Annotated in this window: 14 protein-coding genes; 10 read left to right on the top strand and 4 right to left on the bottom strand. The window is 38.6% G+C overall.

The features are described 5' to 3' along the window. Window positions 1-31 precede the first annotated feature (31 nt). Window positions 32-463, bottom strand: coding sequence for a MarR family winged helix-turn-helix transcriptional regulator (locus CWC11_RS05110; protein ID WP_138681799.1), 432 nt, complete (start codon window positions 461-463; stop codon window positions 32-34). A gap of 163 nt (window positions 464-626) precedes the next feature. Here CWC11_RS05110 and hmgA point away from each other — a divergent pair, with 163 nt between their 5' ends. After that, complete coding sequence (hmgA, locus tag CWC11_RS05105) at window positions 627-1,934, top strand: homogentisate 1,2-dioxygenase (RefSeq protein WP_138681798.1); 1,308 nt, start codon at window positions 627-629, stop codon at window positions 1,932-1,934. After that, window positions 1,931-2,560, top strand: a complete 630-nt coding sequence (gene maiA, locus CWC11_RS05100; RefSeq protein WP_138681797.1) for a maleylacetoacetate isomerase — start codon at window positions 1,931-1,933, stop codon at window positions 2,558-2,560. Before hmgA ends, maiA begins: the two co-directional genes overlap by 4 nt. On the opposite strand, the gene CWC11_RS05095 is transcribed toward maiA, so the two are convergent. Continuing rightward, on the bottom strand, window positions 2,557-2,790 hold the full coding sequence (locus CWC11_RS05095; RefSeq protein WP_138681796.1) for a TIGR02647 family protein: 234 nt from the start codon (window positions 2,788-2,790) through the stop codon (window positions 2,557-2,559). The genes maiA and CWC11_RS05095 overlap by 4 nt on opposite strands. Before the next feature lie 120 nt (window positions 2,791-2,910). On the opposite strand from CWC11_RS05095, the gene CWC11_RS05090 reads away from it, so the two are divergent. Together CWC11_RS05090 and CWC11_RS05085 are read left to right on the top strand one after the other, a co-directional pair. Further along, window positions 2,911-3,213 carry a DUF1496 domain-containing protein gene (locus tag CWC11_RS05090; RefSeq protein WP_058549845.1) on the top strand — a complete coding sequence of 101 codons (303 nt, stop codon included), beginning with the start codon at window positions 2,911-2,913 and terminating at the stop codon, window positions 3,211-3,213. A 54-nt stretch (window positions 3,214-3,267) separates the two neighbouring features. Continuing rightward, window positions 3,268-3,576, top strand: a complete 309-nt coding sequence (locus CWC11_RS05085) for a VF530 family protein (RefSeq protein WP_138681795.1) — start codon at window positions 3,268-3,270, stop codon at window positions 3,574-3,576. Between the two features lie 51 nt (window positions 3,577-3,627). On the opposite strand, the gene CWC11_RS05080 is transcribed toward CWC11_RS05085, so the two are convergent. Next, window positions 3,628-5,247 (bottom strand): diacylglycerol kinase family protein, encoded by a 1,620-nt coding sequence (locus CWC11_RS05080; RefSeq protein WP_138681794.1) that lies wholly within the window; start codon window positions 5,245-5,247, stop codon window positions 3,628-3,630. Between the two features lie 338 nt (window positions 5,248-5,585). Between CWC11_RS05080 and CWC11_RS05075 the strand changes: the two genes are divergently transcribed. The 6 genes from CWC11_RS05075 (at window position 5,586) to CWC11_RS05050 (ending at window position 11,228) form a co-directional block, all read left to right on the top strand. Further along, on the top strand, window positions 5,586-6,110 hold the full coding sequence (locus tag CWC11_RS05075; protein ID WP_138681793.1) for a sigma-70 family RNA polymerase sigma factor: 525 nt from the start codon (window positions 5,586-5,588) through the stop codon (window positions 6,108-6,110). Then, window positions 6,107-6,790 (top strand): anti-sigma factor, encoded by a 684-nt coding sequence (locus CWC11_RS05070; protein ID WP_138681792.1) that lies wholly within the window; start codon window positions 6,107-6,109, stop codon window positions 6,788-6,790. Before CWC11_RS05075 ends, CWC11_RS05070 begins: the two co-directional genes overlap by 4 nt. A gap of 155 nt (window positions 6,791-6,945) precedes the next feature. Further along, window positions 6,946-8,538 (top strand): DUF4331 domain-containing protein, encoded by a 1,593-nt coding sequence (locus tag CWC11_RS05065; protein WP_138681791.1) that lies wholly within the window; start codon window positions 6,946-6,948, stop codon window positions 8,536-8,538. A gap of 11 nt (window positions 8,539-8,549) precedes the next feature. Then, window positions 8,550-9,059 carry an Ig-like domain-containing protein gene (locus CWC11_RS05060; protein WP_138681790.1) on the top strand — a complete coding sequence of 170 codons (510 nt, stop codon included), beginning with the start codon at window positions 8,550-8,552 and terminating at the stop codon, window positions 9,057-9,059. Between the two features lie 46 nt (window positions 9,060-9,105). After that, window positions 9,106-10,131 (top strand): tetratricopeptide repeat protein, encoded by a 1,026-nt coding sequence (locus tag CWC11_RS05055; protein WP_138681789.1) that lies wholly within the window; start codon window positions 9,106-9,108, stop codon window positions 10,129-10,131. Continuing rightward, entirely contained in the window at window positions 10,128-11,228 is a 1,101-nt protein-coding gene (locus CWC11_RS05050; protein WP_138681788.1) for a HupE/UreJ family protein, read from the top strand. Before CWC11_RS05055 ends, CWC11_RS05050 begins: the two co-directional genes overlap by 4 nt. A gap of 62 nt (window positions 11,229-11,290) precedes the next feature. Here CWC11_RS05050 and CWC11_RS05045 read toward each other — a convergent pair whose 3' ends face one another. Then, window positions 11,291-11,914, bottom strand: coding sequence for a TetR/AcrR family transcriptional regulator (locus CWC11_RS05045; protein WP_138681787.1), 624 nt, complete (start codon window positions 11,912-11,914; stop codon window positions 11,291-11,293). Between the last annotated feature and the right edge of the window lie 12 nt (window positions 11,915-11,926).

Below are 11,926 nucleotides of genomic sequence, written 5' to 3'. Positions count from 1 at the left end.
AATACTTTAAAAGCCCACTTTGTGGGCTTTTTTATGCCTTTAATTTATTATTGAGCTTTTCAATTACAGTATTTAATACTTGGTATTCATCATCAGACAGCCCACTCAATAATTGTTTTTCCCAGTTAATTGCTTCAATCGCAATTTTAGAATGGAAAGACTCACCTTGCTCACTTAACATAAGCAATGCTGCGCGTTTATCGTTTTCATTAAGCTTGCTACAGACTAAATCTTTATTAACAAGTGCTTTAACAGCTCTAGATACAGTGGATTTATCCATACTTGCTTGAATACATAAATCTTTTGCATTACTTTGCCCATACTGCGCTAAGTTAGCAAGCACGCGCCACTGCGGTATATTTAAGTCGTATTTATCTTGATATACCTGTGCAAAATCATTACTAACCCGCGTTGCTATATTAGTTAGTTGGTAGGGTAAAAATGCCTCTAAATTTAACTTCACTTTTAAACACTCCTAAAAACATTTATTAAATATGCTGTGCACTTTTATTTACAGCGTTGGCTAAGTGGTTGTTTGATATTACTCTCACTTGAGAGTATCTTAGCTAAATACAAATAATAACTCAAAACATAACAACACTACCCCACTCTCATAGGAGCCTGTTATGAACACACAGCTAACTTATATGACCGGTTTTGGTAATGAATTTGAAACACAAGCGCTACCCGGTGCACTGCCTATAGGCCAATTTACTCCACAGAAAGTTAAGTATGATCTTTATACTGAACAATTTAGTTCTACCGCATTTACAGCTCCACGAGCCGCAAATCGTAGAACGTGGATGTATCGACTACGTCCTTCGGTAGTACAAGGTGATTACCAAGCAATTGATAACGGCCTTATAAGAACAGCCCCTATTACTGAGGCCGTTACACCACCCACTATGCTACGGTGGAATCCTATTGATATTCCAACAAAGCCCACAGATTTTATTGATGGCTTAATAACAATGGCTGCAAATGGCAGCGCTAATGGTCAATCGGGTATTGGTATTCATGTTTATGTAGCTAACAACTCAATGCAAGGTCGCTATTTTTATAATGCCGATGGTGAAATGCTGTTTGTACCTCAGCAAGGCGAATTGCTATTACACACTGAGTGCGGAAAGCTGACTGTTAAGCCTGGTGAAATTGCAGTAATCCCACGCGGGATAAAGTTTTCAGTTGATTTACTAAACGATACTGCACGTGGTTATATTTGTGAAAACTACGGCCATGCGTTAGAGCTTGCTGAGCGCGGACCGGTTGGCGCAAATGGTTATGCCAACGACAGAGATTTTCAATATCCTGTAGCTGCATTTGAAGATAAAGAAGGCGACTTTGAGTTAGTTTCTAAATTTAATGGTAATTTATTTAGCTGTGAAATAAAGCACTCCCCTTTTGATGTGGTTGCATGGACAGGTAATAGTGCGCCTTATAAATATGACTTATCTCGCTTTAATGTTATAAATACAGTGAGCTTTGACCACCCAGATCCTTCTATATTTACTGTGCTTACATCACCATCAGCGACAGAGGGAATGGCAAATGTTGATTTTGTGATATTTCCACCACGCTGGATGGTTGCTGAGAATACCTTTCGCCCACCGTACTATCATCGTAATATTATGAGTGAGTTTATGGGCTTGATTGAAGGTGTATATGATGCAAAAGAGCACGGATTTGTACCAGGAGGCGCTAGTTTACATAATTGTATGTCGCCACACGGTCCAGAAGCTGATGTATTCGAAAAAGCGTCAAACGCAGAGCTTATTCCACAAAAATATGAAAATACGCTCGCCTTCATGTTCGAATCGCGCTACATCATTTCACCAACTAAATATGCACTTGAAGGACAAGAGCGCCAAACAAACTACACTGACTGTTGGCGTACTATTAAAAAACAATTTAACGGTGCAGAGGACTCATTATGAAACTATATAGCTATTTCCGCTCATCAGCGGCTTATAGAGTACGTATAGCGCTTAACTTAAAGGCAATAGATTATGACCTTGCAATAGTTAACCTATTAAAGTCGCAGCAATTAGATGAGGGCTATTTAGCCGTTAACCCTCAAGGCTTACTCCCGGCTCTTGAAACCGAAGAGGGCTATTTAGCACAGTCTCTTGCAATACTTGAGTGGCTTGATGAAACCTACCCGCAGTCGCCAATCATTGCAGGCTCAGCGTGGCAAAAAGCGAAAATACGAAATATTAGTTATGCCATTGCCTGCGATATTCATCCAGTAAATAATCTACGTGTTTTAAAGTACTTATCGAACGAATTAAACGTTGATGATGAGGCTAAAAACAAATGGTATAGACACTGGATTGAAGTCGGCTTTGAAAAAATTGAATTTATGCTCAGCGATAGTAGTGATTACTGTGTAGGTGATCAGCCTACTCTTGCTGATATTTGTTTAGTGCCTCAGGTATTTAATGCTATACGTTTTGAAGTAGATATGGCTGCATATCCTAAAATAGCAGCCATTTATGAACGCTGTAACAAGTTAGCGGCCTTTGATGACGCAGCACCACAAAACCAGCCTGATGCAATTTAATTTTGCAGTGCACTGTGAATAACAGTGACATGTTCAATCAAATCTAAGCCCAGATCAGTTAAGTAACCGCCATCTGGGCTATCTATAATACCTTTATCGAATAAACGCTGCGCCGCACTAAGTAAGGTAGCCTCTGCGTCTGAGTGTAGTTTTATCCCCTGCATTTTGCTGTCGCGAGGAAATTTAGCTAATAGTGTAAATTCGTCAATCATAGTTTGGTTAAATTGCATGTGTGTGCACCTTTTTATTGTTCTGTGTTTAAGTCAGTGTTGTATAAAGCTATTACTTACCCTAGCATGTTTTTTAGTACGGTGTACTATTTTTAAACTATCAATCTATTGAGGCCAAAAATGTATAATAAAATAGCGCTTATCATCAGCCTTGCTTGCTTAAATATTGTAACTAATAGCCATGCAAGTACAATTAAAACACACGCCATAATTGATGCGAATGAGCTTTCAAATCAAGGCCAAAGTTGTTGGTACGATAATAAGAGATATAGCGAAGGCGCACTAATTCAAATTCATTCTTTTACTTTATTGTGTGCTCTTAAAAAACCTGAGCATAATAACAGTCAGCTCATTTGGCTTAAAATTGATAAGCAAGGTAATGCTATTTATCCTAAAAAGCCTAAAACCATTACAGTGAATTAGCGCTAAAAGCTGATTTAAGCTACAATGCACGCAGTTTAAATAAGTAGTATTACTATGAATAATCAACCTAAAAACCCTTTACACGGGGTAACGTTAGAACAAATTCTTGTTGAGTTAGAGCAACGACTTGGCTGGAGAACGCTAGGCGAGCAAGTAAAAATTAAATGTTTTACTGATTCACCCAGTATAAAGTCGAGCTTAAAATTTTTGCGTAAAACGCCATGGGCGCGAGATAAAGTGGAAGCCCTTTACATACACACTATAAATAATAAGCCTATTCGAAAACCAAAAAGCGCACCAAAAGAAACCTCTTCTAAAGCGCCCGATACAACAGGGTTTGTTTGGCCATCAATTAAAAAATAATATAAAAAAGGAGCTGATTTAGTTCCTTTTTTGATTGTAACAAGCGCTATCCTATTGCTCTTTGCAAATTACATTTAATGAAGCAGGTTCAATAGTTATAACCAGCTTTTTAGCGGTTTTAATTTCACCATCAAGTACATACTTGAGATCTCCCTCCCCAGTAATTTCTACTTTTTTTGCATTAGTATGATGTGAGTTAATTGCAAGCTGAGTTTGCGTCAAGCTGCTAAACATTAATTCTGCAATACTAAGGACCGTTGTTGAATCCTCTTTGTTTGGCGTTAACCAATTTACGTCAAGTAAGCCATCACTGTGATCGGGTTGCCCGCCACCTTGAGCTAATAACGTTGTAAAAGGCGCTGCATTAGCCACTATAAAGCTGTTGGTACATATTTCTTGAGGCTCATTATCATCAATCTTAACATTCAATAGCTGAGACTTTTCTTCGCCAAAAGCCTCAAAAAAACCACTTAAATACGCTAATTGCCCAGATTTATTTTTAGACTCTCTATCCGCCTTTTCTATCATTGACTGCTCAAAACCAATGCCTGCGAGTAAAAGTACTAATTCATTGTTACAGTATGCGGTATCAATTAAACTTGTTTGACCATCAATAATTAGATCACAGGCCTGTTCAACAGGAATTAATTTAGAGCTTATTCCCATTAATACATGAGCTAAGGCGTTAGCGGTACCTAGTGGTATTATCCCAAGTTTAAATTTTGTATTTATTAGTACACTGGCAACTTCTGTAACGGTACCATCACCACCACAAGCAATCACAATATCTGGGTTATGTTTTATTGCTTGTTTAGCAAGCTCAACGCCGTTTACGTCTTTTGAAGTAGTAAGTATTTTTAAATCGTAATAGGCTGACAAACGAGCAACTATTAAATGCTCTTTTTCCTGCCATAAGCGCGTACCCGATACAGGATTAGCAATTAACACTGCTTTGTTTTTAATAACCAATTCACCTTTTTTATGACGTTTGGCTAAATGACGTAATTGATGTTTATTTAAGTTAGCGGTTTCACGCGTTTCTTTAATTTGCGCAAGTACTTCATGCACATCAGCATTTTTGTTTTGGCTGAGTAAATAAGCAGCCATAACAAATACAGACCTTCCACGACCAAGTGCACAATGCACAACTACCCGGCGGTCTTCTTTGATATGGTTATGTATCCAATTAATGGCTTGATTTAGCTGCGAATGAGTTGGAATACTATGATCGAGCACCGGAATGTTTAAATAATTAATATTTTCTTGCGTTGAACTCCATTCAAGTCCATCAAACTCACACGTTACATCCAAAATAGCTGTAATACCGTTGTCTTTTAACGTGTCTATATCTGAGGGGAATAACCGACAGGCTAAAAATAAGTTATCGTTTATTTGTTGAATAGGCGGTACTTTATCGCGCTTACGCGACCAGGCATTATAAATTTGTACTCCAAATAAAAATGGTACAAACGCCCAGCGTATATAAAATGGTATGACCCCATTTTCTCGTTTTCTGAAAATTTTAGCGGCATTAAAAATATAAGCAGCGCTTACGAGCAAAAGTGAAAGCGCGGTCCAATAAAAAACAATAGCAAAATAAACAGAGTTCACTTCCCATCCTACAAAAATAAGTAGTAGCGCTAATAGTGAATAACTAATTGCAGCCCACATAACCTCTCCTTTTTATAATATTATTCGTTTTTTTAAACGTTATTACTTGTACATTTGCAAATATCACGCCATTAAACACCTTCAAAATACGCCATCTTTAAATCGTAACGTACTGTTTAATAATAATATAAATAAACTACGGTTCTCTTGAATAACGAGCTCATGCACTTTTTACACAGTTATAGATAAATTATTCTCAAATGTTAATAGTTTAACTATGATCGGTTAATGCTTGTACTCACGTATAAAGGAGCTAATCTTTAAAGCAATAATAATTTTTGCATCCAATTCCCACCTTTAATCGTTTACTCACTGATAATAAGAAAAACAGGAACCCTATGGACAATGACGAATTACTCCCTCTTTTGTGTGCAACAGCACAAGGAGACAAAAATGCTTTTTCGAGTTTATACCAGCAAACTAGCGGCAAACTGTTTGCGATTAGTTTAAATATGCTAACCAATAGAGCCCATGCAGAAGAGGCATTACAAGACGCTTTTATTAAAATTTGGCACAACGCATCAGAATATAACGCCTCAAAGGGGACGGTTATAAGTTGGATGATAAGCATTGTAAGGTATCGTAGCCTCGATTCGCTACGCTATCACAAAGTCCGCAAAGAGCAATCGTTAGGCGACGATGAACACGATACGCAAAGTATTGATATAAATTACGATGAAGAAACAAAATTAGTTAATTGTATAGAGCAACTTGAGCCGCAACAAAAGCAGGCTATTCATTTAGCCTATTACAAAGGGCTGAGCCATAGTGAATTAGTGGATCATATAGAAACACCGCTAGGCACAGTTAAAAGTTGGATCAGGCGTGGGCTGTTACAGCTACAAAGGTGTTTAACATTATGAACTATGACAAACCAGAGTTACTTGACTCACTTGCAGGGCAGTATGTACTTGGTACATTAAGAGGTTTAGCACGTAAACGTTTTCAACGTTTACTGCTTACCTCTAATAAAGCACGTGAAGCCACCAGCATGTGGGAGCAAAATTTAAATAATTTAGCCAGTGCTATCACGCCGCAAATACCCAACGACGAAGTATGGGTGCAAATAATGCAGCGGATTGAAAATAAACCTCAGCCTAGCAAAACGGTAGTACATACTAAGCCTTCAATTTGGCGTACGTGGTCCTTTGTGGCTACAGCTGCATGTATTATTTTAGCCTTTTTAGTTATACAACCAACTACCAGCATTAAACAAACTCAGCAAATTGCCTTGGTACAAAACCAAGATAAACAGTCGCTTTGGTTTATTGATGTAAATGAGCAAGGCCTTTCTATAAAAGCCAGTAGCCAATTAGTTGCACAAACAAACAAAGATTACGAGCTGTGGATGATTTTAAAAGGCCAAGACACGCCAATATCTTTAGGCTTGCTACCTAAACAAGGTGATAAGCTCTTGTTGAAAGATAAACGCTTTAAAGCTTCCGACATCGCGTTACTAGCAGTAAGTTTGGAGCCTATTGGTGGCTCGCCTAATGGTTTACCAACCGAGGTGTTATACACGACTGAGTTAGTACTGCTTTAACTTTTTAACCTCTATTGGCTGCTTTTTTATAAGCAGCCAACTTTCTCTTTTAACTATTTTTAACAAAAAATAAAATAAATTTAACTTTTTTGCATCCAACTTCAATTCTGCTTCGTTATTAGTTATGACTTCAATCAAAACTAAAGGACAAAGTCATGAAAGCTTTAACTCCATCAATACTCGCAGTAGTAGTATGCAGTACATTTGTAAGTGCACCAAGTGAGGCATCTAGCCACAGAGAAGCGCCAAATATAAGCCGTTTCCCGACTTTAGATTCAACCGATTTTTATGTTTTTAACAGTTACGAGCAAGGCCGTGGCGATTACGTCACATTGATTGCTAATTATATTCCACTTCAAGATGCTTATGGCGGCCCAAACTATTTTGCTATGGACCCTGACGCAACTTACAACATTCATATCGATAACGATGGTGATGCTGTTGAAGATATTACATTTGCGTTTAACTTTAAAAGCATGCTCCCTAACGATAACCAAGGTGTGCAATTAACCGTTGGTCCAGAAGGTAATCAGCGTACTGTATCTGTACCCCTTAAAAATGTTGGCGGTGTAGCAGCAGGTGATGATAGCGCAGCTAACTTTAGTGAATCCTACACTATGAGTATGATAAGCGGAGCACAGCGCACAGGTGAGACAACAGTATTAAATAATACAACTTCAAACTCTAGTACGTTCTCTAAACCTCTAGATTATGTAGGTGATAAAACATTTGGCTCAATGAGCGAATACCAAACTTATGCTGATCAATTTGTTTATCAGGTATCTATTCCTAATTGTGAAGCAATGGCACAGGTTTTTGTAGGGCAACGTAAAGACCCGTTTGTAGTTAACTTAGGTAAAACATTCGATTTGGTAAACTATGTACCAGTAGAAGGTGATAGTGCGCCGGGTGCTGGCGATGGCGGTGGCTTCCCTGGTGGTATTACACAATCGGCAGATAACGACGACCTAGCTGATAAAAACGTAACATCAATTGCAATTGAAGTGCCTAAAAGTTGTGTTATAGGCGAAGGTAATGGCGTTATTGGTTCATGGACAACGGCAAGTTTACCGCAAGCGCGCATATTGAACCCTAACGCTAAATTTGCAAACAACGCGGTTAATGGCGGCGCTTTAACGCAAGTTTCACGCTTAGGTAACCCATTAGTTAACGAGCTTGTAATTGGTATTAAAGATAAAGACACATTTTCAAGTGCTCAGCCACAAGATGATGCTCAATTTTTAGATTATGTATCTCACCCTTCTTTACCTGAACTATTGAATATTTTATTTAAAGATGCAGTAAATACAACGCTTGGTGCAAACCTAGAAACCCTAGCCCCTACTAACTTTCCGCGTACTGATTTAATCACTGCATTTTTAACAGGTTTTGCAGGTGTTAACCAACAAGCCACAGTAACCCCTTCAGAAATGTTACGTTTAAATACAGGTATTGCAGCAACACCACAAGCTGATCAATCAGCATTTGGTGTAGCAGGCGATGATTTAGCGGGCTTTCCAAATGGCCGTCGCCCAGGTGATGATGTTGTAGATATTGCACTTCGCGTTGTTATGGGTCGCTTATGTCATCCTATTCCTGTAAATGGTGAAGAAACGGACCTTGGTCTTTGTACACCAGAAGATGCTAACACAGGGACAGTTCCATTTACTGATGGCGCACCTGTTGATGCAACTATGATGGACTCAACATTCCCATACCTTGCAACTCCCCTTGCAGGCTCTAAATAAGGAGTTAACTAATGCGTAATTTAAAAACTACCCATGTATGTGTATTACTTAGCGTATTAACACTTGGGGCGTGCAGTAGCGATGATGATAATAAACAACCTACACCAGTTGTAAATACAGCGCCTACAGCAAGTGATGTAATGCTTAGTACACAAACTGAAGTAACGATTACCGATATGCTCAGTGCCAGCGATAATGATGGCGACTCATTAACGTACTCATTAACGAGTGAGCCATCACTGGGTGTAGCGACAGTAAATAGCGACGGTAATTTTACTTACACTCCTAATAAAGAAGCTACTGGCTCAGATAGCTTTGTGTTTGGTGTGAGTGATGGTGTTAATGCACAAGTAACCGCTACGGTTAGCATTTCAATAGATGCTCTAGAGGTTGATTTTGCGCAATTTGCAACTGACGCTTTTAATCAAAGCCCAAATGCAGAGCCATTATCTGTAAATGGCCGAGTGTTTACCAACACAGATACCGACGTTGATGGACTTATTTCAACAAACGGCAACTAGTAATTAAGCTGATGGCCATGGATGGCTTTTTTCAAAGGATATAAAAATGCATTTTTCAGTATTTAAACCCATAGTATTTATAGCTATAAGCATAACCTCTTTAGGACTAAATGCTGCACCTTACACGCCAAAAGAAGATGCAGTAATTGCAACAAGTAACTCTACTCTTGGCGCATCTCTTACCCTTGAAGAAATAAACGCCTTGGTTACTAACAGTCAATATGCGGGTCAAACAGAGCGCTTACAAGGTTTATTAAAAACGCGTTTAGCACAATTATATAAGCAAACTCCATCACCTAAAATTGGTTATTTATATGCAAGAGTACTGCAAAAAGAGCACCTTTTTGAGCAAGCAATCGCTGTAGCTAATGAGGTTTTAATTAGCGAGCCAAAGCACAGTAACAGCCATTTATTATTAGCTAACATACACATGGTGCAGGGACAGTTTTTACAAGCAAAGCAACATTGCATTGCTTTAATCTCTCATGTGAGCACCATTACAGCTAGCACCTGTGTACTAGACGTACAAAGTCAGCATCAAGATTTATTAAAAAGTTATCAAGTATTAGTCAAAATAATTAACAATAAACCCACTAACCTTGCTACAAAACATGTTTTGAGCGAAATGAGCTATCGCCTCGGCAACTACAAACAAGCCCTCTCGCACTTACAAAGTGTTGATTTAGTAAACGCCCCTGTTAGCCTTATTGTTTTATGGGCTGATATTCAACTTGCTCTTGCCCAACACACCGATGTTTTAAATACGCTCAGTGCATTACTTCCTGATAAAAATAATTTAGAAGATGCTATTTTGCTAAGACTCGCCATAGCTGAAAAAAAATTAAATAAAACAGGTAAAAAATGGCAAAATCTAATGGCGCAAAGAGTTACACTACGTGAGCTTCGCAAAGATACGTTTCATGCGAGTGATTTAGCTAAATATTACCTAGACGTACAACCTAATCGCGACAAAGCACTTTACTGGGCTCATATTAATTGGCAGCAGGCCAAAATGAGCGCCGATGAGCAGTTACTCATTCAAGCCCAAGCGATGCAAAGAGACACACTATGAAAACGCCTTATCTATTTATAATGACTTTAATGCTATGCATTTTTTCAACTAACAGCTTTGCTCATCAGTTAAGCACTAGTTATATTACCTTAAATAACAACGCCCACTCCAACCAATACGCGGGTAATTGGCAAATTAACATTACCGATTTAGAGCATGAAGTTGCCCTTGATTTAGATAAAAATGGGCAAATTTCGTGGACCGAAATAAAAGCCAAACGCGGCTCAATCACGCGCTTTGTTAACGATAATCTAAAGATTTTAGAAAATGAGCAAACATGCCTTTTAAAAAGTGAAGGGACATACCAGCTCGACAATCATTTCAATCAGCCTTATTTAGTCATTCCGCTTTTATTTAATTGCAAAAACACATCGCCCATTACACTTACTTATTCTGCCTTTTTTAACACTGATGCAAACCATAAATCTATTGTAAATATTAATGGGGTATCACGCGTATTTAGTATTGACGACGCTAAACAAACATTTAACTTTGAGCAGTCAAGTTTCCTCAGTACGTTTAATCAGTACGTGTATCAAGGTATTTTACATATTTGGATTGGTATTGATCATATTTTATTTTTAATCGCTTTATTACTCACCTGCGTTTTAACTCGCAGCGATAAAGCATGGCAAGGGATCAGCTCTAAAAAGCAAATAATTAAGCATACCGCCTGGATCGTCACTGCGTTTACCCTTGCACATTCTATTACACTTACCGCCACAGCTATGAACTTAGTCTCGCCAAATAGTCGCTGGGTAGAGCTTGGTATTGCTTTATCAGTGCTTTTTGCAGCTTTAAATAATGTCTGGCCACTTGTACTTCGTTTAGGTTGGCTAACATTTGCTTTTGGTTTACTACATGGAATGGGGTTTGCCAGTGTATTAGGCGAGCTTGGCCTTTCTAGCGATTACCAATTACTCAGTATTTTGGCATTTAATTTAGGCGTTGAAATAGGCCAGTTGAGTATATTACTCATTGCTTTGCCAGTATTAATCTATGCGAGAAACTACACATGGTATAAAAAATGGGTTATGCCTATGGGGTCAGTCGCTATTGCAATCATTGCGTTGCAATGGTCAATAGAGCGTTTTTAAGGTATTGATCAAATAAGCTAGCCAAATTTGGCTAGCTTATTGTTTAGGAGTAAAAAGTGCGACTACGCTTCATCAAAAGGCATTAATAATGTTTTCATTGCTGGACGTAAAGCGATTAAAACGGTCTCTTCGGTTAATTCAGGATAAAGCACCTTTCGTAGTAATAACCCTGCCATCATCGAAAAAATAACGTTAATGCGGCTTTCAAGCTCCTGCTCTTCAATATTTTTTAGTGTGCTTCGCTCACTGGTTAAAAGTTGCCTCATGCGTCCACGTGCTTGAATATCCATGTCTCGTAGCAGTGAAGCTACTTTAGCGTTGCGGCCTGCTTCAGCCATCATATCTAAGTCAACTACACATGCACCTGTGTCCATATGCCTTTGCACGCCAATATTTAGGCCGTCAATAAGTGCTTGAAGTAAATCACCCGGATGATCTTCAAACTCTTGAAAGATAGAGAACATTTCTTCCATATCTTTTTCAATAATGCTTTCTATAATTGCTTCTTTGCTTTCAAAGTAATTATAAATATGCCCTGCACTCATACCCGCAGTTTTGGATATTTCTGCCATGCCTGCGCCGTGGTAACCCTTGCGACGAAAACACTCTGCAGCCGCTGTTAATATTTGCGCCCGTCTAGCGTTTGCAATTGCAGGATCGGTTTGCCTTTTTGCTTTAGGCTTCATGTTCAACTCCAT

It is taken from the genome of Pseudoalteromonas sp. S3178 (assembly GCF_005886985.1).
GTDB classification, from domain to species: Bacteria; Pseudomonadota; Gammaproteobacteria; order Enterobacterales; family Alteromonadaceae; genus Pseudoalteromonas; species Pseudoalteromonas carrageenovora.
Note: the sequence above shows the minus strand (reverse complement) of the source record. Positions and strands in the feature narration are given on the sequence as shown.